This window comes from Streptomyces sp. NPDC007189 (assembly GCF_040703635.1).
Classification (GTDB): domain Bacteria; phylum Actinomycetota; class Actinomycetes; order Streptomycetales; family Streptomycetaceae; genus Streptomyces.
Genome location: NZ_JBEYEY010000008.1, coordinates 68,450 through 95,440, shown reverse-complemented (window position 1 = coordinate 95,440; position 26,991 = coordinate 68,450). Strand labels below are relative to the sequence as shown.

Sequence of the window (26,991 nt, the reverse complement as noted above, 5' to 3'; positions counted from 1 at the left end):
TCGACACGTCAACCACGACAGGAGAACTCATGCCCACCAAGTCGCTGCACATTTCCACCGCGGACGGCCAGGCCGACGCTTTCGCCGCCTTCCCCGACGGTGGCGGGCGGCACCCGGGGGTGCTGATGTACGCGGACGGCTTCGGCGTCCGGCCCGTGCTGCGGCAGATGGCCCAAGAACTGGCCGGGCACGGGTACTACGTGCTCGTCCCCAACCTCTTCTACCGGCACGGCCCGGCACCGGTGATCGAACTTCCCGAGCACATCGCAGAAGAGGCACGGCCCCAGGTCATGGCCCAGCTGATGCCCTTGATCGAGGCGCACACCGCCGAACGTGTCCTGCGCGACGCCGACGCCTACCTCAGGTTCCTCACCACCCAGCCCGAGGCCGGCCCCGGACCAGTCGCGGTGACCGGCTACTGCATCGGCGGCCTTCTGGCGGTGCGTACCGCTGCGGCCCACCCGGGCCAGGTGGCCGCCGTAGCCGCATTCCACGGCCCCGTGGGCGCCGATGGGCCCGACCTCCTCTCCAAGCTCACTGCCGAGGTTCACTTCGGCCATGCAGAAGGCGACCTGACACCGGAGGCCCTCGGAGAGCTCAACCAGGCCCTGGACGCCGCAGGTGTCGGCTACACCTCCGAGATCTACCCCGGCACCACCCACGGCTTCACCATGTCCGACACCGACGCCTTCAACCCCGCCGCGCTGCAGCGCCATTGGGACCGCCTGCTCTCCCTCCTCGACCGCACGCTGGGCAACGGCTGAGGCTCCGGCTCGGAAACCAAACCCGGACCTGCGCCAAGAGCTTCCCGCCGTGGTCGGTCCTGCGGTCGGCCCGACCACGAAGCCGACCGCTGCCTGAAGGCGGCTCATGACAAGGGGCGTCCTCACCGAACAGCGGTACCTGCGCCACGTCGACGTCCGTGCGGATGCGGTGTGGTCGGACGGGTGCCGCCGCCTCCCGGAGCTGTTCCGGGCGACGTCGACGGCCACGTCCATAACCACCCCGGGCTGCACCGGGTGGACACCGAGCGTGCGCTGCGTTCCCAGCGTCGAGAACGTCCATCGCTCCCGCGGATGGGCGTCTGTCGGCGGGCCGGCACGTCGGCCAAGGCGCGACCGGCGGCCTGGGACAGTGCGGTGCCGCGGCCGGTGTACTGCAGGCGGCCCGCGGTGTCGTATCGGCCCAGCAGCACCGTCCGGGGCGCGGCGCGGGAGCCGGTGACGCCACCGATCACGGCCTCGGCGGTGACACGCATCTTGTACTTCCGCTACGACCGGGCGCCTCCGACGTAGGGCTTGTCCGCTGCGGCCGCCGTCGACTTAGGCCAGCCTCGCGTCACGGCCGGGTCGGTGGTCGACGGGCAGAGCGTCACTGGCGCCTGCCGGACGTGGTCGGCGAACAGCGTCTCCGGTGCCGTTCGCCGTCGCTCGTACGGCCAGCCGGTGAGGTCCGCACTCATGCGGACCAGGTCGGAGGCCACGTGGTGCGCCGGCCACTGGCGCGCCACGTCCGCCGCACCGGCCCCGCGCCGCGCGAGACGCTGCTGCACCCGTTCGAACGCCAGCCGGTTCCGCTCCCGCACCACCAGCTCGCCGTGCAACCCGGCGTCCGCCGGCATCTGCGCCAGGGCCGCCGCCCGGATCTCCGGGAACGACGCCGTTATGTCCCTGTTCTACCGTTGAGTTTTTGAAGCCCGCTTCTGGCCTCGCCCTTAGGTGCCGCCATCGCCGAACGGGAACCCCCGCCCGTAGCGACACGAACAGTCAAGGAAGCCCTCTATCGGGCGCCCGACTGAGACACCCCAGAGAGTCCGGAGAACCGTCCCGCTTCGCCGCTACGGCCCAACCGGCGGGCAGCACACGGCTGTCCACGGCCACGGTGGGCATCGGCTCGGGCTAGGACCACGTCATGCGGTGGCGCGTTCCATGCCGGCCGCCGGCAGCCCGGCGAGCAGCGCCCAGTCACGGACTTGCAGAGGAGATAACGCCTCGTGGCGTGGGGTCGGTGTCAGGTCGCTCTGGCAGTGCGAGGGGTGTTGGGCCTTGCCCAGGCGGTCGAGGAATGGGCCGACCAGGTGCAGGCCGGTGCGCAGGGTGCCGGTGTCGTCGGCCGGCTTGGCGTAGGTGATGTCGTCGCGGCCGGCGATCCACTTGTCGAGGATGGCGACGTTGGTGCTGGTGAAGTGGGGAGAGTGGATGAGGATCGCGTCCTTGTTCTCCAGCGCGACGCAGGCCAGGAGGTCGTCGAGGCGACCGACGCTGATGGTGGTGCAGTCACGGTGCGTGGCGACCTCGGCCAGTAGTCCGGTGGGGCCGACGATCCATAAGGGCTGGACGTTGACGGTTCCGGCCGCGTGGCAGTGCAGCGGGTCGTCGTGGTCGAAGACTAACCAGTGTGCGGTCTTGGGGGCGTGCTGGTGTGCGTGGTGGTGAGGCGGCGGTGTCGGCGGCTGGGGTGAGCGGGTGGCGCGGTCGTTGCAGGGCGACGATGTGCTCGCCACGGCGCACGGTCACGCGGGCGGGTATCTGTCAGAGCTGAGCGGCGACGCAGGTGGGGGACGAGGTGGGACCCGGCCGTCCGGTGCGGATTGGCGGGCGCGGCAGTACTCGGCCGCCCTGACGTGAGGGCTCAGTGAACCCTTTGCAAACTGGCTGCGGCAGGGCCCCCGACAGGGCTGTCGGGTTGCAAGGAGATGAGCCTTCAGGTGACGGGTTTACAGTGTGCTCGGCGAATGCGTGGGCTGCAGGTGTGGTGCCGGCGGCAGCGGTGTGGGCGCTTCCGTCTGTGGTGCGGCGCGGAACGCTTCGATCACGTAGGCGGCGAAGCGGCGGGAGGCCGTGATCCGGGCGGCACGCGGCGCATCTTGGAGGCCTCGGTGGGCCATGAGCATGAGGATCAGGTCGTCGAGGACGAAGCCGGGGCGCAGCCGGCCGGTCTTTTGGGCACGGCGAGCCAGTTCGCCGACCGCGCGCAGAGTCTGCTCCCGGTCGGCGGCGAAGTCGATGGCCTCGGGGAAGGCCGTCATGAAGGCGTCGGCGAATCCCCGGCTGTGGGCGTGGAGTTCGCAGATCCGCTCGACCAGGCTCCGGAATCCGTGCCAGGGGTCCGGGTCCGCGAGGGCGTCGCGGACGGCGGCCTGGCAGGTGCGCCGCTGTTCGGCGAAGGTCTCCACGATCAGTGCCTGTTTGGTCGGGAAGTGCCGGTACAGCGTGGCGGGGCCGACGCCTGCGTGCCGGGCGACCTCGCGCATGGGCGCGCTCAGGCCCTCCTCGCCGAACACGGCGCGGGCGGCGTCCAGGATGCGGGCCCGGTTGTCGCGGGCGTCGGAGCGCGCGGTCTGAGGCAAATGGTGGGTCATCGTTTCTCACTTTAGCCAAGCGGACGGGGGTGTCCGTTACGGTCCGATGGCGGTGCTGCCGCCCCGTCCCGGCCTTTCACCGGTGGTGCCCGGGCTGTGGGGGTCTGCTCGCCGCCCACGGCCGCGGCAACTGCGTTCCGTGCTTCCACACCGATCCGAGGAGCAGCGATGAAAGCCGTCGTGATCAGGACGTTCGGAGACCCCGATGGCCTGGAGGTCGTCGATGTACCCGCGCCCGTTCCTGCCCCGGGGCAGGTGAAGATCGCCACGGAGGCGATCGGGGTGGGCGGCGTGGACGCCGTGATCCGCCGGGGAACGCTCGCCGGCTACGGCTTCCGGGAGGGTCATCTCCTGGGCAGCGAGGTCGCGGGCAGGGTCACCGCGGTGGGGGAGGGTGTGGACGCCTCGTGGACCGGGCGGAGGGTGTGGGCGTTCACCGGCCTGTCCGGTGGGTATGCCGAGCAGGCCGTCGCCGCGGTCGAGGACGTCCTGGCGCTGCCCGACGGCCTGACCGTCGCGGATGCGGTGACCCTCGGCGGCTCCGGTGTGGTCGCCCACTTCGCACTGGAGCGGGCCCGTTTCAGGCTCGGCGAGACGGTGCTCGTGCGCGGTGCGGCGGGCAGCATCGGGATCACGGCGGTCCAGCTCGCGGCCAGGGACGGTGCGAGCGCGGTGGCGGTCACCACCTCGTCGGCTCAGCGTGGCGCCCGCCTGCGGGACCTGGGTGCGACCCATGTCCTTGACCGCTCCGGCGAGGGCGGCCAGGAGGCACCGGCGGGCTTCGACGTGGTGATCGATGTCGTGGGGGGACCCCAGCTTCCCCTTTTCCTGGACAAGTTGAACTCCAACGGGCGGTATGTGGCTGTCGGTGTGGTCGGCGGGCAGCCGCCGGCGGACTTCGGCATGCGGCTGATGGACGCCTTCCGCAGGTCGTTGTCGTTCGCCACGTTCAGCTCTGACACCGTGTCTGGCCCTGACCGGCAGGCCGTGCGGTCGTCCCAGTTCGCCGATGCTGCGCATGGGGACCTGCGCACGGTCGTGCACGAGGTGCTGCCCCTGGACCAGGCGGCCCTGGCCCACCACAAGATGGACGCGGGGGAGGTGTTCGGCAGGGTGGTGCTGGCGCCCTGAGCCGGGCAGGGACCGCGGTTCGCGGCGCGGATCCGTTTCGGCGCGCCGGGCGGATCGGCGTCGCAGCGGTCGGGCCGGGCTGAACAACTGCCGGCCCGGTCGGAACCCGGCCCGGGGGTCAGTTGTTGACGTCGATGTCGTCGAAGAGGGCGAGCATCCGGCTGAGCACGCGGACGCATGTGTCCACGTCCGCTGTGGTGAGGTCGTCCGCCGCTTGGCGCAGCAGCGCGTGTTCCCGGGCGACGACGGCCCCGATTGCCGTGTGGCCGGCGTCGGTCAGGCGGATCAGCGGGGAGCGAGCATGCGCCGGGTTCGGCATGGCTTCCACCAGTCCGTCCGCCGCGGCGTCGTTGACCATCCGCTGGACGAACTGACGGCTGATCGACTGCGCCCGGCCCATCTGGGGAACCGTCATCGGTCCGTGCGCGCGCAGGAGATCGAGCACCGCGCGCACCCCGACCGACAGCCCTTGCCGCGGGGCTTCCTGTTCGATCTTCCGTTGGACTCGCCGGTAGAGCGGTCCGACCAGGGCGAAGACCTCCATCAGCCGCGCTCCCGCTTCGTCGGGAGTCAGCGGGCGTTCTGTATCGCTCACCCGCCGATGATAAATGACAATCGAGTTGTCATTCCCTCCGGCTCATGACAACCTAGTTGTCATGAGTGCTTCCGAACTCCGTTTCTTTGCGTCCTCCGACGGCGAGCTCGCCTACCGCGACACCGGCGGCACAGGCCTCCCCATCGTTCTGCTGCACGCGGGTTTCCTCGACCACACCATGTGGGACGAGCACGTCCCGGCCTTCGCGAGGCAGTTCCGCGTCATCGCACCCGATGCCCGCGGTCACGGTCGGTCCGCCAACGCCAGCCGCCCATTCCGCCAGGCGGACAACCTGGCCGAGTTGCTGCACCACCTCGGCACAGGCCCCGCCGTCCTCGTCGGCATCTCCATGGGCGCGATGATCACCGTGGGGACCGCGGTGGAACACCCTGATCTGGTCCGGGCCCTGGTCATCTCCGGCGGCGGCACGGACGAACGCGAGTTCACCGAGCCGTGGACCAAGCAAGCCCAGGCCGCACAGTTCCAGGCTCTGGCCGCCGGCGACATCGAGGCCTGGCACGACGCGAGCGACGCCTGGGCGCACGGCCCCGAGCGGCCGCGGGACGCCGTCCGGCCCGAGATCTACACCCGCCTGCGCCAGATGCGCCGGCGAACCATCAGCAAGCACACTCCCGGCGAACCCGATCACAGCGTTCCGGTCGCGAATCTTGGTGCCCGGGCCGCCCAGATCACCGTCCCCGTGCTCGCCCTCAATGGCGCACAGGACGCACCCGAGCTACGAGCCATGGCCGAGTCCATCGCCCGCACGGCACCACGAGGCCGAACGGCCGTGATCGACGACGCCGCGCACTTCCCCAACTTCGACCACCCCGAGGAGTACAGCCGGATCGTCGCCGACTTCCTCCACGGCCTGAACCAGTAACTGCTCCCGATCGCCCCAGGACCCGATCTCTACTGCAGTGCAGTGGCGGTTGCGGATGACGGCGGCCCCGAGAAAGCGGTCCTGATGTCACCGGATAGGGCCGGCGGTGGCGGTCAGCCTCCCCGACCTCCCTGACGGCGCAGGGAGTGGCTTGGTTCAACGCGGCGTCGCGTTCAGGCAGCAGCTGCGACCCTCAAGTGTTGCTCTGAGGAGCTGGCTCGGGCTTGTCATCTTCCCCGCGGTAGACCAATATCAACTTCGCGCCGCCGAGATCGTTAATGGACGGCGCAACGACGGCTGAATCTCTGCCTTTTGCATGTGTTTCCCCGCTGGAACATCAGCCTTCTCGTGCCCGTGACAACTTGGAGGGTCCCGTGTTCGGAAGCATGAGTGCTGGCGCGATCGTGTCAGCGGTGATCGCCGTGCTCCTTGCGGCCGGCGCTGTCTGGGGAGCGGTGCACCTCCTCCGCCGGGGGCACTGACCTGTCTCGTAGGACTGGCAACTCCGAAGGCTCCGGTGCCTGTCTGAAACGGCCGTCACTGCCCAAGCTGGGCAGTGACGGCCGCCTGTACACCACTCCCGCCGGCCGCATCACCGGGGCACGCGGCGAGGCCGAGAAAGGCTTCGTGGATGTCGTCCCGTCGCTCCCAGCGGTTCCTCCCCGCCGACGCGGGGTGTTCCGCTGCGCAGCTGCCAGGGCGTTTTGCGGAAGTGTGTGCGGTGGCGGAGAGATCCCCACGTCACCCAGGTAGACAATCGGCTCTTGGCCAGTTGAGTGTTGGCGGGTAGGCGTCGAGGGCTACCATCCGAAAGACATCGACATGCTCAACGCCATCTTCGCCGTGCCCTGTCCGACCACTGTCGGCCGTCTCGATGAACTCGGTCTGGAAGCCGTCGGGTAACGCCTTGAGCCGGACTCAGTCGGTGATCGAGTGCCGGCACCCAGCCGCGTTCACCGATTAGCGGCCAGCACTGCCGCGAGGCCCTCTTGTAGATCTTTGACGAAATACTCGGAAACCTCCAGCGACGGGAAATGTCCCCCGACTTCAGGCGACCTCCATCGGACGATCTGTCGGTACCGCTCCTGTGCCCAGGGGCGCGGACACTTCTCGATGTCGCGGGGATACATACTGATTGCTGACGGGACGTCGACGCGAATTTCGGGGTCCAGCGAGTTGTGGCTTTCGTAGTAAATGCGGGCCGACGATGCGCCGGTCCTTGTCAGCCAATACAGGGTGACGTCGTCAAGAACGCGGTCCCTGGAAATCGTCTCGAACGGGCTGTCTTCGGTGTCTGACCACTCGGCGAACTTGTCAAGGATCCAGGCAAGAAGCCCGACCGGTGAGTCGACGAGCGAGTAGCCGATGGTCTGCGGTCGGGTCGCCTGCTGCTTCGCGTACGCCGCGCGGTGGCGCCAGAAATCGCGGGTTTCCTCGGTCCACTTGCGCTCGACCACCGTCAGCCCGTCCGTTGTCAACCCGGGCGGCGCCTCCGCGAACGTCGTGGGTCCTCGCCGTCATCCGCATGCTGCACCAGGACCCGAGGCCCTGAGCCGTGGCCGACACCGACAGACGCACGCCGCGCGGCTGCTGCTCGTCGCGACGACCGCCGGTTCCGGCAGGGCCTGCGGTTCTCCAGGCTGCCCACCATAAGACGCTTGACGAGTACGACTTCTGCTTCCAGCCCGACCTCGACCCGCGCATGGTCGAGGACCTGCCTACTCTGCCCTTCGTCGAGACAAAGGCCAACGCGGCCCTGCTCGGGCCGCCCTGGGTCGGCAAGACGCACATCGCCGTTGCCTTCGCAGTCGCCGCCTGCCGGGCCGGCTACTCGATCTGCTTCACCAGCCTCGACGACATGGTCCGCGACCTCAAACTCCGTGAACGTCACCGCCACCGTGGTCGTACCCACCTCCCAGCCCAGCCCAGCCCAGCTCGGTCGGTCCAGGCGCCCGCACAGGCAGTCCTTTCCGGAACCGCCACGTACCGTCTTCCGGCGGGCAAGTACAGCTTCAGCGCAGCTGTGTGACGTGCGGTGGCGAGGGCCGGGGGCTGCACCTTCCCGGGCGCCTCGGCTCCTCGCGAGGAAACGGCCCGCTCACGCACGGAGCGGGCCGCACACGTGGTCAGAGCCAGCCGCCCTGAGTGCCTTCGTTCTCCTCGGCTCGTAGAAGATTCCTCAAGAACCGGTCCGGTGCTCCGAGGAACTGGCGTGTCAGGCGCACGGGGAGGGCCTGGTCGAAGTCGACCTGTTCCAGTCCGCCTTCGTCGGAGATCTCCATGATGGTCGCGCCGGGGAGGGCGAGGAGGATCGGCGAGTGCGTGGCGATGAGGAACTGGCTGCCCTGTACGACAAGGTCATGCATGCGGGCCAGGAGGGCGAGGCAGCTCTGGACGGAGAGAGCGGCCTCCGGTTCGTCCAGCAGGTACAGTCCCGCGGGCCCGAAGCGGTGGGTGACCAGATCGAGAAATGACTCGCCGTGGGAACGCTCGTGCGGGGACACCCCGCCGTAGGCCGGCAGGAGAGGCCGTCCTCCGGCTTGGTCGAGCCTCTCGATCTCGCTGGCCACGTTGTAGTAGGACTCCGCCCGCAGGAAGAAGTCGGTACGTGGCTTGCGGATTCCCCAGGTCAGGATCAGATGCTCACCCAACTCGGACTCGGTGGCGCGGGTGGCGAACCGGAAGTTCCGGCTACCGCCCTCCGGGTTGAACCCCGCGGCCACCGCGATCGACTCGATCAGCGTCGATTTGCCCGCGCCGTTCTCCCCTACCAGGAACGTCACCCCCCGAGGGAGAGTGAGTGCGCCAGAACGGGCGAGTTGCCGCACAGCGGGGAGGCTGAACGGGTACCGGCTGTCGTCCACGTCCTGGTCCAGCCGGACCTGCTGAATGAACCTGCCGTACGCGGAGGTCATGAGACACACGCCGCACTGGTGTGCGCGGCTGCGGCTGCCGGGGCCCGGGGACCGCCCGGTGGCGAAAGCTCGTCGTCGTTGGCCACGTAGAACTCCCCGGCCGTGAGGCGAAAACTGCGTCGTCCTCTCACGCTACAGTCTCTCGCCGACGGCCCGTGGCGAGGCAAGCTCAGGGACGCCCCGGCCGATGTCATGCCGCACGACCTGGGCGCTGCCCGTGACACCGCCGGAGGTCACCGAGACGGTGCCTCGGAGTTGTCCCACGTGGGCACATGGGACGCCGAGTCCGCGATCCGGATGGTGAGCGGGGCGATGCCGTCGCCGCTGATCTGGTCTCCCGTCGCCATCAGGGTGACGCGGTCATCCTTGCGAACCGGGTCCTTGGGAGCCGCGACGCTGATCGACGCGAGAGCGGACTCGACGGAGCACTGCACGTCACGTTCGTCGCCGATCCGGAGCAGGCCGAAGTCGTAGAGGCGCTCGGTCGGCAGGGGACGTGGGCCGGCATGCCGAGGTCCGCGAAGGTGACAGTCACGCCCGCGGCTTCGCCGAGCAGACACGGGTCCTGGCGCCCGAAGGCTGCCTGGGAGCGATCAACGAGGAGGCGGCGAAGATTGGGCCGAACAGCCGCCTGCGTGGCCTTGTCCTGCGAACCCTGCTCCTCGAGCAGGGGCGGCCGGTTTCGCTCGTTGAGGATTTGACCCACTCGCCTCAGCCTTGCTCCTTGCGCGTCGTGTGATGCGGGGGCTTGGCGGCCTTTCCCGGCGGTTCCGGAGCGCCGTCTGCAGTGTGGCGGGTGTGACCGTCCGTGTGCCGGCGGTGGTGTGGGTGATGCGGGGCCGGCTCACTGCGTGCAGCGTCGTGATGCCGGGCCGCTACCCGACCTGTCGGGACCGTCTGATTGGAAGAGCCATGGCTCATGGAGACTGGCCTGGCATGAGATCCGGCTGCTGAACCCGAGGCGCCGGATGTCCCGTAGGGGGGCCGGACCCGAGGAGATTCGGCCGACGGATCCGCAGTGGGCCCGCTTTCCGGTATCCCCGTGCTGTCGGGCGGGTGGAGGGCGGTCTGATTCGTGTCGGCGCGGTCGTCGCTGATCCCACTGGTGCCCGGAGCGATGGCAAGGGTCGTGCCCAGGGCGACGGAAAGTGCGGCCAGCGCGGTTCCCACCGCCATGCGACGGTTGTGCCGGGGGTCGCCCGGAAGGCGGCGTGGGGTGGTCGCCACCGCCTGCTTCCGTGTGGGCTCCTCGGCATCGGGATGGGTGGTGTGGGGGACTGGAAGGCGGCGGCCCACGGAGGGCGGCGAGGGCGGCACCGGATACGGGTCGCTCCCGGCGTTGAGGGAGGAGAGGATCTTCGCGCAGTGCTCGGCGTCCGGTCGCGCCTCGGGGTCCTGTGCGGTCATGGCCTGCAGGAGGGCGCCCAGGTCCGGTCGGAGCCAGGTGGGCACCGTGGGCGGGCGGTGGAGGCGGGCGATCGCCGCTTCCAGCGGGTTTCCCTGGTACTCCAGTTCCCCTTTCAGGCATTCCAGCAGGACCAGGCCGAGAGCGTAGATGTCGGTAGCCGGTCCCACCTGCCTTCCTTGGACCTGTTCGGGCGCGAGATAGGCGGCGGTGCCTGTCAGCACGTCAGGTGCGGTATGGCGTGTGGCGTTCGCCAGGCGTGCGATGCCGAAATCGGCGAGATGCGGTTCACCGGCCGTGTCCAGCAGGACGTTCGACGGTTTGACGTCGCGATGCACGATGCCGGCCCGGTGGACGTGGGCGAGCGCCCACGCGAGAGCGGTGCCCAGAGCAGGCACACGCCGCTGAGGCAGCGCTCCGCGCGCCAGGAGTCCGCGCAGTGTGGTGCCGTCGACCAGTTGCATGACCAGGTAGGCGCGGCCGTCGTGGCAGCCGGCGTCGTAGACGGTGACCAGTCCGGGATGCTGCAGGCGGGCGAGGAGGACGGCCTCCGTGGCGAGACGGTCCTCGGTCTGTGGATCGGGGCCCGGCCGGAAGACTTTGACGGCCACTGGCCGCCGAAGGCGGGTGTCGACGCCTTCGTACACGTCGGCCATGCCTCCCGATCCGATCTTCCCGCCCAGCCGGTAACGGCCGGACAGGACGTCAGCGGACTGCGAACCTGCGAGTGCCGGCGCGGGAGTTGGCCGGGCTGCTGATCGGCGGACCTTCATCTGGTTCTCCGTTGCTGTCACCGCGTACCGGACTCGGCCATGAGCCGTGCTGCGCGGCGGGTACCCCGCGGCCGTCCCGGATATCCGTACGACGACACCTCCTTGATGGCGTCGGGGCCTACTGGTCGCTCGGCGCAGTCAGACGGCCGATCACGCGCGCGGGCATCCATGGCCGTCGACGTCGGCCATCGCGTACGCCCCCCATCTCATCCCCGCTCGTGGGTCTGAGGTTTCCTGTGGCAGCGATGAAGATCTTGCATCCGGGGCCGTTCGCCGGGCTGCCGTGGGCGTTCACGTTTGAGGGCCGCCGGCTGCAACCGGATCCGTCGTGCCCGGTGACGCCTCACCACCGCCACTGCCTGGCTTCCCAAGCGGAGGGTGAACCGTTTCTTCCGCTTCCTGTCGCGGCGGCTTCTTCGACACGGCCATCGCGGCGGCCGCACGAGCCAACTGCGCTTGCACCTGATCGAAGGCTTGCGACCTTGATCGCTTGCGTCTACGACTTCCGCTCATACATGTTCAACGTCCCACCGTGCTGTCCGTAACCGCGGTTCCGCCATATGGAGCACACGAGGTTGGCTGCAACGTCTGGCCAACCTGCTCGGCCAGGGCTCGGTGCCGATCAGCTTGGAAGATCACGGAAGCTGCGGGGCGGCGCTGGTGGCGGCGGCCCGGATGGCAGGGAGGTTGGAGGAGCACCTTCCGGCTCGCACCAGTGTGCTGCGGCCACGCAGGTCCCGTCGGCATCGGCGTTCGCGCCGTCGTGGCTACCGTCTGCCGCCTCGGGCCGTGGTGACGTACGCGCTGACCAGGATCAGTAGGCAGCCCGCCAGTTGCAGCGGAGTGGGACGCTCGCCCAGTACGACCGCTCCCAGGGCCACCGCGCCGACCGGGGTGAGGAGCAGCAGGACCGCACCGACGTGGCTGGCCAGTCTGGGTGAGGCGGCTGCGACCAGCAGCCATCCCACGACTTGGCTGCAGGCGGCCACCGCCAGCAGCCAGCCGAGAGCCCGCCACCCGGGCGTCGGGTCGAACCCGTACCAGAGCAGACCCATGGCCAGTGAGACGGCCGCCGCTGAGGCAACGACCGCCGTGTACGTCTGCCGTACCGGCCCGGCATGGCCCCCGCGGCGCAGCAGATACAGAAACCCCGAGTAGCACACTGCCGCCAGCACCGCGTGGACGGTACCCCGCGGTGGATCGGAACCGACAGATCCACCTGGCTCGAACACTCCGCCAGTAAGCACCACTCCCACGAGCAGAACTGGCAGCCACCACAGGAAGCGGCGGGGCACCGGTTCGCGGTCGACCGCCCAGGCCAGCAGCGGTACCAGCACCACCTGCACGTTGACCAGCACGGTTGACAGACCTGCCCCGATCTCGCCGATCGCCTGTGTCCACAGCAGCATGTCACCGGCGAACAGCGCTCCCGCGAACAGCGCAAGACCGTACCGTGGACGCGGGAACGCGCCCGTGCGACGGCGTTCCGCGGCCGCGAGGACGAGCAGCGCCGGCAGAGCCAGGACGCACCGGTAGAAGGAGGCCGTGCCCGGCGAGGTGTGTGACAGATCGAGAAGGATGGCTGATCCCGACACGGACAGCGCCCCGATCGCCATGGTCCACGCCGGATACCGCGTCAACCGGGAACCACCGGCCCGCCCGTTCTCCCGGGAAGCGGACGCCTGCCGGCCGCCGGTCGGACGGGACACGATGGATCACTCCTCGCCACGTCTGGGGGCACCGCGGGTTCACGTGTGCCGGACGCCGTGAGCACCCGGCGAGAGCGGACCGGAACACCGGCCGAATGGCTCCGGACACACTCATGAGCATGATGACATCGCCGGGGTCGCGGCCGGGGCGTACCTCGCCGACCGGTTCGCATGTGTCGAGGAGTCAGCTGACGGCGCCGGTGACGCAAGCGACGTCGCGCGCTCGTACGTGCGCCGGGTTGTCCGGTGGCATCCGTTGCGACGCAGGTGAGTGGTCGCGGGCGGACACCCCGGCCGCCTCGATGCCGTCTGCGTCCGCCACGACCGCACCGACAATGGGGCCGCTTCTGACGTGCCTTGGAAAAAAGTTTCGGGCCGCTGTCGATCCGGCCAGGTCCCGTTCGACGTCATGGTGTGCGGCGTCTCGCCGCACGATGACGCGACAGGACCTGATGAGGAAACCCGTGGATCAACTACTGAAAGTCATGAACTTCAGCATCTCCAGTGACGGAATCGGTGCCGGTGCGCACCAGAGCCTCGAGCGGCCGTTCGGCCACGACCATCCCGAGAGGCTCTTCGCCTGGGCCGGAGCCACGGCGAGCTGGCCCATGCGTACCGATCCTGGGGGGAGCCGGGGCCTCGACGACTACTTCACGCGGGACTTCGCGCGCAACATCGGTGCCGAGATCATGGGCCGCAACAAGTTCGGACCCCAGCGCGGGCCCTGGCCGGACCATGAGTGGCGCGGCTGGTGGGGGGAGGAGCCCCCGTTCCGCACGCCGGTGTTCGTGATGACCCACCACATGCGTCCGTCGTTCACGCTCTCCGACACCACGTTCCACTTCGTTGACGGCGACCCGGCCACGGTCCTCCAACGGGCGCGGGAAGCAGCGCGGGGCAAGGACGTCCGACTCGGCGGCGGCGTCACCACCATCCGGCAGTTCCTTGATGCCGGCCTCGTCGACACCATGCACGTGGCGGTCTCACCGGTGAAGCTCGGGTCCGGTCTGCGCCTGTGGGAGTCCCCCGATGAGCTGCTCGACCGGTTCCACCTGGAGGTCGTGCCCAGCCCGAGCGGGGTGACGCATCACCTGTTCTGGCGAAGGTGACGCGAGGGCCCACTTGAGTTCAGGCTGCGCCGGCGAGGGGGGCCTGCCTGCCGTAGCGGGCCGGCCACTGCCGGCTGCTGGCCATCATCTGCTCCCGCTCCCCTCAACCAACCCGCCACGACCCCTGCGGCCGGGCTTCCCACAGGGGCCGCGCCGGAGAAACCAGTGCCCGCCCCTTACAACGCCCTCCTTAATCCTGCCCGCTCGGGCACGGGGACTTGGAGGGGCAAGCGGGTTCCGGCGGCATGGTGCTGTACGCGGTGCGTTCTGACCTTGGACGTCCCAAGCCGGACCGCGGGGGGACCGCGCGAGACGCCGTCCGGCGCGGGATGTTCACCCGTCCCCGTGTGAGTTCTGCACGCACGACCAAGGCGATGCAGGAGATCCACAACGCCGAAGACCGCACGCACGCCGGAAGCCGATCGAGGAGTTCGCCCGCACCTACAGCGCCAAGTTCTCCGCTCAGCTGCCGGCGGCCCCCGCTAGGGCCGACCCGTCACTTCGGGCACGTTGTAGCCCTCCACCTTGAGCCCCGGCCGCGCTTCTACGGTGTGGTCCGGCCAGGACACGGTGATCGTTCGGGACTCGCCCGGCAGAAGCCACAGGTAGTTGTCACCGTACTCGGCGGGCAGCATCCGGTGCCCGGACCGTGTGTCCACGAGGGACAGCCGTACCATTGCCGCTACAGAAGAACCCTGGTTGGTCACCTTCGCGGTGAGCTCCCGTCGCCCGCCGGAGACACCGCGCGAACCGTTGATGTCCACGGAGACTCTGGTCCGTCGCGCCGTGTTCAGCGACTGCATGGCCTCCGGGGTCTTGTACCGCCAGTATGTGTTCTCCGCGAGCGTCTGGCCGTGCTCGTCCGTGAGCCGCAGGCGCAGCAGGTAGAGGTCGGGCAGGGAGTCCTTCGGGCCGGTGGTGAACGCCTTCGCTGTCGCGGACGCGGCCACGTCCACGGTCGCCTTCTGCTCGTCGGCCACCTGGCGGCCGTCCAGGTCGTACCAGCGGGCGGTCACCGTGGCCCTGCGCATGGCACGCGGGGTGTGGTTGACGGCGATGACCTGACCGTCGACCGGGCTCGCCTGCACGTGCACGGGCTCGCAGGCCTTGCGGGAGCCGTAGTAGGCGCCGTTGACGTCGAAGTCGTAGTCGTACGTCTGCCAGACCGTGCTGTACCAGGCCGGGTGGGACATCCACAGCAGCAGGGCGCTCGCGTCGTCCCAGAGCTTGGCGTTCCACGCCTCGAACATGGCGCGGTGGTTCTCGTAGTTCAGGAACTGCGCCTTGCGGCAGAAGTCGTCCAGGTCCTTCGCCGTGCCGAGCCGGGACTCGATGGCCGCGCGGTAGTTCTGCGGGGCCTGGTTCCCCCTGGTGCTCCAGTCGTGGTAGTACCAGGCGCCCCCGATGGGCCACTCGGGCTCGTCACCGACCAACCGGCGCACGGTCTCCGCCGTGGAGACCACGGGCATGCCGATCTCGGTGTGGAAGCCGTAGTTCTTGCTGCCGTACGTGGAGGCGGAGAAGTACTTCTCCGGCTCCACCCAGCCGTAGGGGCCGCCGCCGGTGACGATGCCGTCGGCCGAGTTGTTCTGGTAGAGCACGCCCGGCGCCCCGGTGCGGACCGCGTCGCGCATGCCGTCGTCGATCGCGGCGGGCGGATTGCCCTCGTTGGCCCCGCACCACACCACGATGCTCGGGTGGATGCGGTAGCGGAGCACGACGTCGCGTGCCGTGTTGTTGAACGCGTCGTGGTCCGGCGGGTCCATGCCCCACGCGTTCGGGAAGTCGTTCCACACCAGGATGCCGTGCTCGTCGCAACTGGCGTAGAACTCCTCGCGGTTGCTGCTGCCGACCCAGTTGCGGATCATCGTGAAGTTCATGTCCCGATGCATCCGCACCGCCGTGTCCATCCGCTCGGCAGGCATCCGGCGCAGCAGTTCGTCCCAGCCCCAGTTGCCGCCCCGGCAGAACACCCGCACGCCGTTGACGCTGATCTTCAGCGGCGCGATGGAGTTGTCGACCGACGTGACGTCCTTCCAGTCGGTGCCGTCGTCGGAGACCTGGATGGTGTAGGTCCGCGCATACGCCTGCTCCCAGGTGATCGCCACCCGGTCGAACCGTTCAGGGGCACCGAGGTCGATCCGGATCCAGCTGTCGTCCTCGTAGACCGAGGTCCAGCGGGTGTTGACGTCGCCGTCCACCGCGTTGCCGGCGACCGTGCCCTCACCTTCGGAGGAGGCGGTGGCTGGCTTGCGCAGCGCCAGGTTGATGCCCGGTCTGGCGCTGTCGACGACGGCGAGGTCCCACATGGAGAAGCCCCAGCCGGTGGCGCGGGTCCGGCAGAACACGCGCATGTACCGCGCGGTGACCGCGTCGAACTCGACGTTCTGCATGCTCGCCGAGCCGGCGGTGTGGAACGGCAGCGGTGCGGCGGCGTTGTCCACGTCCTTCACGCCGGTCCAGGCGGAGCCGTCGTCGGAGACCTGCACGGTGTACGTCTTCGCGTACGCCTGCTCCCAGTCGACCGCGATCCGGTCGAAGGAGACCGAGGAGCCGAGGTCGACCTGGACCCACTGCTCGTCGTCGAAGGAGGACGACCAACGGGTGTCGCCGTTGCCGTCGGTGACGTTGCCCGCCTCGCGCGAGGGGTCGTCGACCGAGGACGCGGTGGCCTTTCTGCCGAGAGCCAGGTCATCGCCGGGGGTGGAGCTGTTCAGGACCGACAGGCTCCACATGGAGAAGCCCCACTGGGTGGCGCGGGTGTGGCACAGGATGCGGACGTACCGGGCCTTCTGCCGGGTGAAGTCCACGGTCTGCGTGAAGATGTCGCTGCTCCACCGGAACGTCATCGGCAGCGCGCCGTACTCGTAGCCGAACTGGCGTATGCCGAAGCGGGTGGTGCGGCGGTCGCTCTCCCGGCCGTCCACGGCAGCGGTGAGCGTGAGGTCGTGCAGGTTCGGCTCGCCATAGCCGTTGGGCCACCACAGCTGCGGGTCGCGCAGGCGCAACTGCGGGAAGTCGGCGGGGGCGAAGGTGACGTCGGTGCTCCTGCCGCCGGGCACCGTCACGGTCCGGGTGACCTTGACGGTGTCGAACGCGGCGGTGACGGTGACCCGCCTGTCGACGGAGTCGGCGTTGCGCACCGGGACCACGACGGTCAGCTCGGCGGTGCGGGTGTCGGGCAGGCCGGGCAGCAGCGTGTCCACTCGCGGGTCGCCGATGACGGCGGCGCCGGTGGAGCGCAGCCGGACGTGGTTCCAGATGCCGGCCGCCCGGTCGCGCACCGCGGGCATCCAGTCCCAGCCCGAGGAGGCAAGGTAGGTGGGGGAGTTGCGGTTCATCATGGTGGCGCCCGCGTCCACGAACGCGAGGCCGGCCGGGCCCTTGTCGGCCGGGCTGCCGGGGAAGGGCATCGGGGTGATCTTCACCGCGAGCGCCTGCTCGCCGGATGCCAGCAGCTCGGTGACGTCGTAGGAGGCACGCGAGAACGGGTTGGAGAAGGCGCCGACCTTGGTGCCGTTGAACCAGACCTCGGCGTCGTGGTTGACGCCGTCGAACTCCAGCCAGAGGTGCCGTCCCGCGCCGGTCTGCAGACCCCTGGGCAGGGCGAACTCCCGCCGGTACCACCAGGAATGCCGGGACAGCGCCTCGGGCACGTGCAGATTGTCGAACCCGGCCACCGGGTCGGGCAGATGCCCCTGGTCCACCAGCGAGGTCAGCACCGTGCCGGGGACGGTCGCCGGGAGCCAGCGGCTCGTGTCGTGCCCGGTGCGGGACAGCGCGGCACCGCCGGCGCCGGCACAGTCGTCCATCGTCAGGTCCCAGCCGGACTCCAGCGGGACGGTGCCGTCGGCGGCCTGCCGCAACGGCTGGGGGTGCCGCTCGCGCGTGCCCCAGTCGGTCCAGCCGGTGACCTCGGGGCGCCGGGTGCGGCAGGTGCCGTACACCTGGAGGCCGTTGAGGCCGAGCGGGTTGGAGTTGGAGCGCTCGGTGGCCGTCATCCGTACCCAGCGCGCGCTGACCGCGTCCGGCAGGGCGATCTCCATCTCGCCGCCCTTGCCGGAGTCCGTGCGGTACACCACCGTCCAGGACTTCCCGTCGCGCGAGGTCTCGATGACGAAGGCCACCGCGCAACTGGACAGGATCTCCTGGCCGGTGGTGTTGTCGCGCGGGCTGCCGGTCGGGGAGTCCTTGAAGGGCGGGTCGTCGGAGGTCGCCTCGAACACGAGCCGCAGCGAGGAGACTTCGCACAGCGCCTGGAGGTCCACCTTGATCCACTGCGGGTCGCCCGCCGCCGCACGCCAGCAGCTGCCCTTCACGCCGCGCACCGCGAGACCGTCCACGGCGAACTCGGCGGGCGTCGGGGCGTAGTCGGTCGAGGACACCGAAACCGGCCGGTACGCGGCGAGTTCGGCCGGGGGAGTGGCCCGGTCGGGGTGTCCGGATCCGGCCGTTGCGGCGGAGGCGAGCGGGCCCATCCCGAGGCCGAACCCGGCCAGCAGGGTGGACCCCGCCGACAGTACGGTGCGACGGGAGGGCGCGGAGGACTGATCCGACATGAACAAGGCTCCGATCAGGGAAGACCAAGGGAATGGCGGGCCGGTGGGATCAGGGGTGACAACGTTGCCAAAGCCGGGCTGACAACGTTGCCGAACACTGCCGCCGCTGCGCAGGGCTGTCAAGATGCCAGGCGAGCTTCGGCTTTGCTTCTCGTAAATTAGGAATAAATGTTGACAGCGTTTCGGACGGGCGTCACAGTCTTCGCCGTGACGCCGTAGGCCCCCGCTCCAGTGCGGCCCGCGTCAGGCATCCCGCTTCCCAACCTCTGGGAGAGGCACGTGACTTCACGCTCGCCCGTACACGATCACCGACGCGTCCGGTTCACCCGGACCGCACTCGCCGCGGCCACCTCGGTGGCCTTGGCCGCCACCGTGACGCCCTCCGCCCACGCTGCCCCGGCCGTGGACCAGGGCGCGCCCGACTACTACGACAGCGGTCTCGCGCCCACGCCCTACATGGGCTGGAACACCTACTACGGCCTCGGCGCGCCCACCGAGAAGGAGGTGCGCTCGGTCGCGGACGAGCTGGTCAGCAGCGGTCTGCGGGACAGCGGCTACGACATCGTGTGGCTGGACGGCGGCTGGCAGGCCGACAACCCCCGCGACGCGCAGGGGCGGCTGGTCGCCAGTCCCGAGCGCTTCCCGTCCGGCATCCCGGCGCTCGTCGATTACCTGCACAAGCGCGGCCTGCGGGCCGGGATCTACACCGACGCCGGTACCTACGACGGCGGCAAGAGCTGCGGCCTCGGCAGCCGGGGCCACTACGAGCAGGACGCCCAGCAGTTCGCCGGGTGGAAGGTCGACGCCATCAAGGTCGACTTCCTGTGCGGCATCGCCGAGAAGCTCGATCCGGGCGCGGCGTTCAAGGAGTTCAGCGACGCGGTCGCCAAGTCCGGCCGCAAGATGCTGCTGAACCTGTGCAACCCGCTCACCGACGACTGGGGCCTGCCCCACACCCCGGAGCAGGACGCGCACAACACCTACGCCTACGCGCCGACCATCGCGGACTCCTGGCGCACCGGCACCGACATCGCCTGGGGGACTCCGAGCCCCGGCCAGTGGCCCAACGTTCTGCGCAACATGGACGCCAACGCCTGGCACCCCGAGGCCCAGGGCCCCGGCCACTACAACGACCCCGACTATCTGATCCCGACGCGCCGCATGTCGGACGGGGCCCTGGAGCTGACCGAGGAGGAGTCGACCACCCAGCTCGTCATGTGGGCGGAGATGGGCTCCCCGCTGATCCTCGGCTCCGACCCGCGCACGCTGTCGCCGTCGATGCTCGCCACCCTGCGCAACCCGGAGATCATCGGCGTCGACCAGGACCGCCTCGGCGTCCAGGGCGTTCGTGTGGCCACCGACGCCACCGGCGACGTCTACAGCAAGGTGCTCTCCGGGAACGGCCGCCGTGCGGTCGTCCTGCTCAACCGCTCCGACCAGCCGGCCGAGCGCACCGTGACGTTCTCCGACGCCGCCCTCGGCGGCCGGGTCGAGGTCCGCGACCTGCGGGCCCGCGCCGACCGGGGCACGCACACCGGGTCGTACACCGTCACCGTCCCCGCGCACGGCACCGCCTTCCTCCGGCTCACCGGGGAGGACGCGCTACCCGGCGAGAAGCTCGGCCTGCCCGCCACGGCGAGCCCGGCCGCCGTCCGTACCGGCTCGGCGCTGAGCACCTTCGTGCGCGGCCCGCGCGGCACTCTGCTCCAGCAGACCTCCGAGGGCAAGGGCAACCGTGTCCGCGACCTCGGTGGCCCGGTCCGCGCCGGCATCCTGGGCCAGCCCGCCGCGTACGCCTCGGCCGGCGGCCGGATCGACGTCTTCGTACGCGGCGCCGATTCCCGCGTCTACCGGCGCGCCTACACCGGCGGTCACTGGAGCGACTGGCAGAGCCTGGGCGGCACGGTGGCCGACGCCCCGAGTGTCGCCTTCACCGACCCCGCGCACTGGACGCTGTTCGCCACCGGCGCGGACGGACAGGTCGTCCAGCGCGGCGCGAGCACCGGGTGGACCTCGCTCGGCGCGCCCGGCAGCCGCCCGGCGTACGGCAGGCCGTCGGCGGCCGTCGACTCCGAGGGCCGCGTCCACGTCGCCGTGCGCTCCGCCGCCGACGACATCTGGACCCGCACCCGCTCGGCGGGCGGCGCGTGGTCCGACTGGGCCTCGGTCGGCGGTACGGTCAGCGGCAGCCCGACCCTCGTCGCCTCCGGCGCCGGCGTGCTGCTCTACGTCCGCGCCGGCGACTACACGCTCTGGCAGCAGCGGTACGACGCCGGCGCCTGGCAGGGCTGGAGCAAGCGCGAGGAGTTCCCGAGCGCCGCGTTCGACGGCTCCCTCGGCGCCGTCGCGGGCCCGGGCGGCACGGTCGACGCGGTCTACCGCGGTGTCGACGGCACGGTCCACCGTATCCAGTTCAAATAAATTAGTAATTAATCTTGACGTGGTGTGAGTGCCACGCGAACCTTGATTCGCCGCGACGGGGCCGCGCCCGGCCCCGGCCCCACGGCCCCGCCGCGTGAATCCCCAGGGAGCCCTTCATGACGAACCTTCAGACGAGCCGTCGGCGTTTCCTCGCCGGACTCGGTGCCACCGGAACGGCGGTTCTGCTCAGTGGTTGTGTCACCTCCACTTCCGACGCCAAGACCTCCTCCAAGGGAGCGGTGACCCTCCAGTCGAACCTCTCGGCGCCGCAGGCCAAGGCCGCGATGGAGGACCTGGCCGCCGCCTACGCCAAGAAGGGGTCCGAGCGCGTCAGCCTCAACACCGTCGCCGCCGAGACCTTCCGCACCCAGCTTCCGACGTACCTCACGTCCGCCAACCCGCCGGACGTCTACACGTGGTACCCCGGTTCGGTCGCCGACGCCTACGCGAAGAAGAACCTGCTGCTCGACCTCGATGACGTCTGGGCCTCCTCGCCCGACCTCAAGCGCTACTCCAAGGCGCTGAACTCGCTGTGCACCTCCAGCTCCGGCAAGAAGGTGTTCGTGCCCTCCACCTACTACTGGTGGGGCATGTTCTACCGGAAGTCCCACTTCGCCAAGTGGGGCGTCAAGGAGCCCAAGACCTGGGACGAGTTCCTCGGCCTGTGCGACAAGCTCAAGTCCAAGGGCGTCGCCCCCATCGGCCTCGGCGCCGGCGGCAACACCCCCTGGGTGGCCTCCGCCTGGTTCGACTACCTGAACATCCGCATCAACGGCGCCGACTACCACCGCCAGTTGCTCGCGGGCAAACACCGCTTCGACGACCCCGAGGTGCGCAAGGTCTTCGACCGCTGGACCGAGGTCCTGCCCTACTTCGACCCCAACGGCACCGCCGTCGCCTTCCAGGACGCCACCACCGCGCTGCTCAACGGCCGCTCCGGCATGATGCTCATCGGCACCTTCTTCGCCGACGCCGCACCCAAGGACGCCCTGGACGACATCGACTTCTTCCGCTTCCCGGTCATCGACCCCAAGGTCCCGCTCGCCGAAGAGGCCCCCACCGACGGCTACTTCGCCAGCGCCCGCAGCGGACGTGCCAGGCAGGTCGGCGACCTGCTGAAGTACCTCGCCACCGCCGAGGCCCAGGAGATCTACATCAAGGGCTCCTCCGGCACCGTTCTGCCCTGCAATCCCGACGCCAAGGACGCCGGCACGGCCCTGGTGAAGAAGGGCCGCGCGCACATCGAGTCCGCCGCCGAGATCACGCAGTTCTTCAACCGCGACTCCAGCGACGCCCTCCAGCCCACGGCCGACACCGCGCTCACCAAGTTCATCGCCAAGCCCAAGGACGTCGGCTCCATCCTCACCACCTGGCAGCGCGACGCCCAGAAGATCTGGGGTGCCTGAGGTGGCAGTGCTGACCACCACCGCGCGCAAGCCCCCGGCCGACACGCCGCCCAGCGGCGGGCGCGGCCGGGGACCCGTCCGCCGCACCCCGCCGCTCGTCCTCGCCTTCGTCCTCATCCCCCTGCTCGCCGAGGCCCTCTGGGTCTTCTGGCCCGCCCTCCAGGGCTTCTACCTAGCCCTCACCTCATGGGACGGCGTCTCCCCGCCCCGGTTCGTCGGCCTCGGCAACTTCCAGGAGATGGTGCACGACGAGGTCTTCCGGACCGCCGCGATCGACACCGTCCTGTGGCTGGTGCTGTTCGGCGGACTCTCCGCGATCCTCGGCCTCGGCGCCGCCCTGCTGCTCCAGCAGGAACGCCGCGGCGTCGGCTTCTACCGCGCCGCCCTCTTCCTGCCCGTCGTCTTCTCCCTGGTGGCGACCGCCCTCGTCTGGCAGGCGATCTACCAGCCCGACGGCGTGCTCAACGAGATCCTCCAGGGCGTCGGCCTCGGCAGCCTCCGCCACGCCTGGCTCGCCGACCAGGACACCGCCCTGTACGCGGTGATCGTGCCTGCCCTGTGGCGCCAGATCGGCTACGTCATGGTGCTCTACCTGGCCGGCCTCAAGGGCATCGACCCCTCGCTGTACGAGGCGGCCAAGATGGACGGCGCCGGACACTGGCAGCGCTTCCGGCACGTGACGCTTCCACAGCTCCGCAGCGTCAACGCCGTCGTGCTGTCCGTCATCGTCATCGACTCGCTGCGCTCCTTCGACGTCGTCTGGTCACTCACCCGCGGCGGCCCTTACCACTCGTCCGAACTGCTGAGCACCTACATGTACTCCACAGCCTTCCAGTCCCTGCGGCTCGGCTACGGCTCCGCCCTCGCCGTCGTCATCTTCGTGCTGGCCTTCGGCGTCATCTGCTCCTACCTCGTCCGCGCGTTCCGGGAAGCCGACTGATGTCCGCCAACTCCACCGCCCTGAAGCGCAGGCGGGCCGCCACCGCCGGATTCCACCTCAGCGCCGGACTGCTGTCCGTGCTCTGGCTGCTGCCCATCGCCCTGGTCCTCGTCACCAGCCTCCGCTCGTTCGACGACATCGCCTCCAACGGGCTCGGCAGCCTCCCGCACTCCTTCACCCTCGGCAACTTCCGCCAGGCCTGGGTCGACGGCGGCCAGCAGCGCGCGCTGATCAACAGCCTGATCGTCACCGTCCCCTGCGTGCTGATCACCCTCGCACTCGCCGCCATGGCCGCGTTCGCCCTCAGCCGCTACGAGATGCCGCTGCGCCGCACCCTGCTGCTGCTCATGCTCGGCGGCAACCTGCTGCCCCCGCAGATCCTGCTGATCCCGGTGTCCAAGCTCAGCGAGATCATGGGCGTCTACGACACCCTGCCCGCCCTCATCGGCGTGCAGATCGGCTTCGGCGTCGGCTTCTACGTCTTCGTCCTGCACGGCTTCATGCGGGCCATCCCCAACGAGATCCAGCAGGCCGCCGTCGTCGACGGCGCCGGCCCCTGGCAGATCTTCTGGCGGATCATCCTCCCGCTCACCCGCCCCGCGCTCGCCGCCCTCGGCGCACTCGCCTTCACCTGGATCTTCAACGACCTGCTCTGGGCCATCACCGTCCTGCGCAGCGACACGAAGATGCCCATCACGGCCGCGCTGATCGGCCTGCAGGGACAGTACGTCTCCATGTGGAACGTGATCGCGGCCGGATCCGTCATCGCCGCCGCCCCCACGGTCGCCGTGTTCCTGCGGTTCCAGCGTCACTTCGTGGCCGGCCTCAACCTCGGAGCGGTGAAATGACCCCCTACGAACGCTGGACTCTCCGCACGGAACGCACCAGCTACACGGTGCGGCTCTCCCCGGACGGCCCCTGGGCCGAACTCGACGCCTGGGGACCCCTGGGCGCGGAGGACGGCCCGTCCGCGCTCGACTGGTCCCGGCGCACCCACTTCGTCACCCCGGCCGACGCCGCCCCCGCCGAGTACCTGCCGCAGGGCCAGCGCCCCTTCACCGGCGCCGACCTCGTCGTCGGGCACTCCGGGGACCAGCGCGGCGTGTGGTGGGAGTTCGCCGGGGCCGAACATGACGCGGACGGCCTGCGCCTGGCGTTCACCGACGACGTCGCCGGACTGCGCACCACCCTGTGCTACGCCACCGTGCCCGGCACCGACGTCATCCTGCGCTGGACGGAGCTGACCTGCACCGGCGACGGCGAACTCCGCCTGGAACGCCTCGACTCGGGCGCGATCACCGTGCCCGTCGCCGACGGCGCCCGGCTGACCTGCCTCACCGGACAGTGGTCGCAGGAGTTCACGCACACGCAACTCCACCTCAGGCGCGGCACATTCACCATGGGCAGCACCCAGGGCGTCGCCGGCCATGCCTACGCCCCCTGGCTCGCCGTCCAGGACGCGGCCCTGCCCGACGACGGCACCGCCCCGACCTACGGCATCGCCCTGGAGTGGTCGGGCAACTGGCACATCACCGCCGAGGCAGAACCCGGCGGCGCCGTCCGCGTCCGCGCCGGCCGCGTCCCGCACGAGGGCGCCGTCGTCCTGGCGCCTGGCGAGACCCTCACCACCCCACGCCTGGCCTGCGCGTTCAGCCCCGAGGGACGCGACGGCCTCGCCCGCGTCTGGCACCGCTACGAGCGGCACCTCGGTGGCGACCGCCTGCACCGCACCCGCAAGGTCCTCTACAACTCCTGGGAGGCCACCGGCTTCGACGTCGACGCGGCCGACCAGCTCGAACTCGCCAAGGCGGCCGCCGAGATCGGCGCCGAACTGTTCGTCGTGGACGACGGCTGGTTCACCGGCCGCGCCGACGACACCGGCGGCCTCGGCGACTGGTACCCCGACCCGGCGAAGTTCCCGCAGGGATTCGGCCGGTTCGTGGACGACGTGCGCGCCCTCGGCCTCGGCTTCGGACTGTGGGTCGAACCCGAGGCCGTCAGCCCGAACAGCCGCCTGCACGCCGAACACCCCGACTGGGTCTACCGCGTCGAGGACCGCCCCAGCCGCCTTGTCCGCAACCAGCTCCTGCTCGACCTCGGCCGCACCGACGTGCAGGACTTCGTGATCGGCACCTTCGACCGGCTGCTCACCGAGTACCCGATCGAGTACCTCAAGTGGGACATGAACCGACCGCCCACCGAGCGAGGCCGGCCCGGCGCCGGACCCGCCGACCGGCTCGACCTGGACGCCGGACACGTCGCCGGCTACCTCCGCGTCCTGGACCACCTGCGCAACGCCCACCCGCACGTCACCGTCGAGGGCTGCGCCGGCGGCGGCGCACGCATCGAGCACGCCACCCTGGCCCGCACCGACGTGGTCTGGCCCAGCGACAACACCGCACCCCTGGACCGGCTCCGCATCCAGTACGGCTTCCTGCACGCGCATGCCCCGCACGTGATGAGTTCCTGGGTCACCGACTCGCCCGGCGTGTTCGACCCCCGGCCCCGCTCGCTCGCCTTCCGGTTCGTGCTGGCGATGTGCGGCGTCCTCGGCATCGGTGCCGACCTGCGCTCCTGGAACCCGGAACAGCGCGCCGAAGCCGCTCGCTGGATCGACCGCTACAAGCAGATCCGGGACGTCGTCCACCACGGTGAGGCCCGCCTCCTCGGCAGCCCCGAGGAGGCGAGCTGCGGCGTCCAGTACACCGAGGCATGCGGCCCGCGCACCGTCGTCGCCGCGTTCAGCACCGGCGTCCTCGACGGCGCCCCGCGCGTCCCCGGCCGCCCCGCCCGGCTCCGGCTGCGCGGACTCGACCCGGCCGCCGCCTACCGGGACGAGGAGACCGGAACCGACTACAGCGGCGCCCACCTGCTGCACTACGGTCTGCCGTTCGCCTGGACCGCCGACCACGACGCCCGGCTCGTCATACTGACCCGCGGCTAGGCAGGCGCCGGCCCGCTCCGAAGCCCCCCACCACCCACGAAGGAGCCGAACCCCACGATGTACCAGCCCGCACGAAGGTACGGTGCACGCTTCACCGGCCGCACAGCCGTGGTGACCGGAGCCGCCTCCGGCATCGGAGCGGCCACCGCCGAACGCCTCGCGCAGGAGGGAGCCGCCGTCGTGCTCGCCGACATCGCGGACGAGCGGGGCGAGGCCGTGGCCGAACGCATCACCAAGGACGGCGGTCGGGCCGCCTACGTCCACGCCGACGTCTCCAGCGAGGGCGACTGGACCCGCGTCGTCGACGCGGCCCACGCCTTCGGTCCGGTCGACGTCCTGATCTCCAACGCCTACACCGTCGATGTCCGCCCCGCCCACGAGATGACGCCCGAGTCCTGGCAGCGGCAGCTCGCCGTCAACGTCACCGGCGGCTTCTTCGGCTTTCGCGCCGCGCTGCCCGACCTGCGCGAGCGTCGGGGTGCCGTCGTGTTCACCTCGTCCGTTCACGCCCACAAGGGCATCCCCGGTCACCCCGCCTACGCGGCCACCAAGGGCGCGCTGCTCTCCCTGTGCGGGCAGCTCGCCGTCGAGTACGGCCCCGAGGTCCGGGTCAACGCCGTCCTGCCCGGACCGATCCTGACCGCCGCCTGGGACCGGGTCTCCGAGGCCGACCGCGCCCGCAGCGTCGCGGAGACCGCCGCCGGCCGTTTCGGCGCCCCCGAGGAGGTGGCCGCCGCCATCGCCTTCCTCAGCGCCGACGAGGCCGGCTACATCACCGGGTCCCACCTCCTCGTGGACGGCGGCTGGAGCGTCGTCAAGTCCTCCGCGTGAGCACCGCCG

At 70.1% G+C, this 26,991-nt stretch carries 19 protein-coding genes and 2 pseudogenes; 11 read left to right on the top strand and 10 right to left on the bottom strand.

The genetic code is table 11. The annotated features are described in order from the left end of the window. Window positions 1-29: 29 nt before the first annotated feature. On the top strand, window positions 30-764 hold the full coding sequence (locus AB0950_RS18375; RefSeq protein WP_360571945.1) for a dienelactone hydrolase family protein: 735 nt from the start codon (window positions 30-32) through the stop codon (window positions 762-764). Between the two features lie 506 nt (window positions 765-1,270). Here the strand turns inward: AB0950_RS18375 and AB0950_RS18370 are convergent. The 3 genes from AB0950_RS18370 to AB0950_RS18360 all read right to left on the bottom strand — a co-directional run bounded on the left by AB0950_RS18370 (window position 1,271) and on the right by AB0950_RS18360 (window position 3,361). Continuing rightward, the gene (locus tag AB0950_RS18370; protein WP_366778937.1) at window positions 1,271-1,621 is read right to left on the bottom strand and encodes a hypothetical protein; all 351 of its coding nucleotides are present in this window, start codon (window positions 1,619-1,621) and stop codon (window positions 1,271-1,273) included. 288 nt (window positions 1,622-1,909) lie between these two features. Continuing rightward, window positions 1,910-2,503: a hypothetical protein gene (locus AB0950_RS18365; RefSeq protein ID WP_366778936.1), complete on the bottom strand. Its 594-nt coding sequence runs from the start codon at window positions 2,501-2,503 to the stop codon at window positions 1,910-1,912. A 213-nt stretch (window positions 2,504-2,716) separates the two neighbouring features. After that, a complete protein-coding gene (locus AB0950_RS18360) occupies window positions 2,717-3,361 on the bottom strand; it encodes a helix-turn-helix domain-containing protein (RefSeq protein ID WP_360160702.1) in 645 nt (214 codons plus the stop codon). A gap of 168 nt (window positions 3,362-3,529) precedes the next feature. Here AB0950_RS18360 and AB0950_RS18355 point away from each other — a divergent pair, with 168 nt between their 5' ends. Continuing rightward, on the top strand, window positions 3,530-4,492 hold the full coding sequence (locus AB0950_RS18355; RefSeq protein WP_366778935.1) for a zinc-dependent alcohol dehydrogenase family protein: 963 nt from the start codon (window positions 3,530-3,532) through the stop codon (window positions 4,490-4,492). Window positions 4,493-4,610: 118 nt separating this feature from the next. On the opposite strand, the gene AB0950_RS18350 is transcribed toward AB0950_RS18355, so the two are convergent. After that, entirely contained in the window at window positions 4,611-5,036 is a 426-nt protein-coding gene (locus AB0950_RS18350) for a MarR family transcriptional regulator (protein WP_366778934.1), read from the bottom strand. Window positions 5,037-5,148: 112 nt separating this feature from the next. Here AB0950_RS18350 and AB0950_RS18345 point away from each other — a divergent pair, with 112 nt between their 5' ends. Then, entirely contained in the window at window positions 5,149-5,970 is an 822-nt protein-coding gene (locus AB0950_RS18345; RefSeq protein ID WP_366778933.1) for an alpha/beta hydrolase, read from the top strand. Between the two features lie 953 nt (window positions 5,971-6,923). Here the strand turns inward: AB0950_RS18345 and AB0950_RS18340 are convergent. Next, window positions 6,924-7,475 (bottom strand): annotated as a pseudogene (locus tag AB0950_RS18340) (epoxide hydrolase); the annotation flags it as partial. A gap of 87 nt (window positions 7,476-7,562) precedes the next feature. Here AB0950_RS18340 and AB0950_RS18335 point away from each other — a divergent pair. Continuing rightward, window positions 7,563-7,846: pseudogene (locus AB0950_RS18335) on the top strand (ATP-binding protein); the annotation flags it as partial. A 250-nt stretch (window positions 7,847-8,096) separates the two neighbouring features. On the opposite strand, the gene AB0950_RS18330 reads toward AB0950_RS18335, so the two are convergent. The 4 genes from AB0950_RS18330 to AB0950_RS18315 form a co-directional block, all read right to left on the bottom strand. After that, window positions 8,097-8,885: an AAA family ATPase gene (locus tag AB0950_RS18330; RefSeq protein WP_366778932.1), complete on the bottom strand. Its 789-nt coding sequence runs from the start codon at window positions 8,883-8,885 to the stop codon at window positions 8,097-8,099. A gap of 233 nt (window positions 8,886-9,118) precedes the next feature. Next, on the bottom strand, window positions 9,119-9,319 hold the full coding sequence (locus AB0950_RS18325; protein WP_366778931.1) for a hypothetical protein: 201 nt from the start codon (window positions 9,317-9,319) through the stop codon (window positions 9,119-9,121). 277 nt (window positions 9,320-9,596) lie between these two features. Further along, a complete protein-coding gene (locus AB0950_RS18320) occupies window positions 9,597-11,063 on the bottom strand; it encodes a serine/threonine-protein kinase (RefSeq protein WP_366778930.1) in 1,467 nt (488 codons plus the stop codon). Window positions 11,064-11,830: 767 nt separating this feature from the next. After that, window positions 11,831-12,772, bottom strand: coding sequence for a DMT family transporter (locus AB0950_RS18315; RefSeq protein ID WP_366778929.1), 942 nt, complete (start codon window positions 12,770-12,772; stop codon window positions 11,831-11,833). Between the two features lie 464 nt (window positions 12,773-13,236). Here AB0950_RS18315 and AB0950_RS18310 point away from each other — a divergent pair, with 464 nt between their 5' ends. Beyond that, window positions 13,237-13,881 (top strand): dihydrofolate reductase family protein, encoded by a 645-nt coding sequence (locus tag AB0950_RS18310; RefSeq protein ID WP_366778928.1) that lies wholly within the window; start codon window positions 13,237-13,239, stop codon window positions 13,879-13,881. A 482-nt stretch (window positions 13,882-14,363) separates the two neighbouring features. On the opposite strand, the gene AB0950_RS18305 is transcribed toward AB0950_RS18310, so the two are convergent. Then, window positions 14,364-18,440: a discoidin domain-containing protein gene (locus AB0950_RS18305; RefSeq protein WP_366778927.1), complete on the bottom strand. Its 4,077-nt coding sequence runs from the start codon at window positions 18,438-18,440 to the stop codon at window positions 14,364-14,366. A gap of 279 nt (window positions 18,441-18,719) precedes the next feature. Between AB0950_RS18305 and AB0950_RS18300 the strand changes: the two genes are divergently transcribed. The 6 genes from AB0950_RS18300 (at window position 18,720) to AB0950_RS18275 (ending at window position 26,982) form a co-directional block, all read left to right on the top strand. Next, a complete protein-coding gene (locus AB0950_RS18300; protein ID WP_366778926.1) occupies window positions 18,720-20,861 on the top strand; it encodes a glycoside hydrolase family 27 protein in 2,142 nt (713 codons plus the stop codon). Between the two features lie 116 nt (window positions 20,862-20,977). Next, window positions 20,978-22,267, top strand: a complete 1,290-nt coding sequence (locus AB0950_RS18295; protein ID WP_366778925.1) for an extracellular solute-binding protein — start codon at window positions 20,978-20,980, stop codon at window positions 22,265-22,267. Window position 22,268: 1 nt separating this feature from the next. Then, the gene (locus AB0950_RS18290; protein WP_366779064.1) at window positions 22,269-23,207 is read left to right on the top strand and encodes a sugar ABC transporter permease; all 939 of its coding nucleotides are present in this window, start codon (window positions 22,269-22,271) and stop codon (window positions 23,205-23,207) included. Further along, the gene (locus AB0950_RS18285; RefSeq protein WP_366778924.1) at window positions 23,207-24,055 is read left to right on the top strand and encodes a carbohydrate ABC transporter permease; all 849 of its coding nucleotides are present in this window, start codon (window positions 23,207-23,209) and stop codon (window positions 24,053-24,055) included. Before AB0950_RS18290 ends, AB0950_RS18285 begins: the two co-directional genes overlap by 1 nt. Further along, complete coding sequence (locus tag AB0950_RS18280) at window positions 24,052-26,151, top strand: alpha-galactosidase (protein WP_366778923.1); 2,100 nt, start codon at window positions 24,052-24,054, stop codon at window positions 26,149-26,151. Before AB0950_RS18285 ends, AB0950_RS18280 begins: the two co-directional genes overlap by 4 nt. Window positions 26,152-26,208: 57 nt before the next feature. Continuing rightward, a complete protein-coding gene (locus AB0950_RS18275; RefSeq protein WP_360160678.1) occupies window positions 26,209-26,982 on the top strand; it encodes an SDR family oxidoreductase in 774 nt (257 codons plus the stop codon). Window positions 26,983-26,991 lie beyond the last annotated feature (9 nt).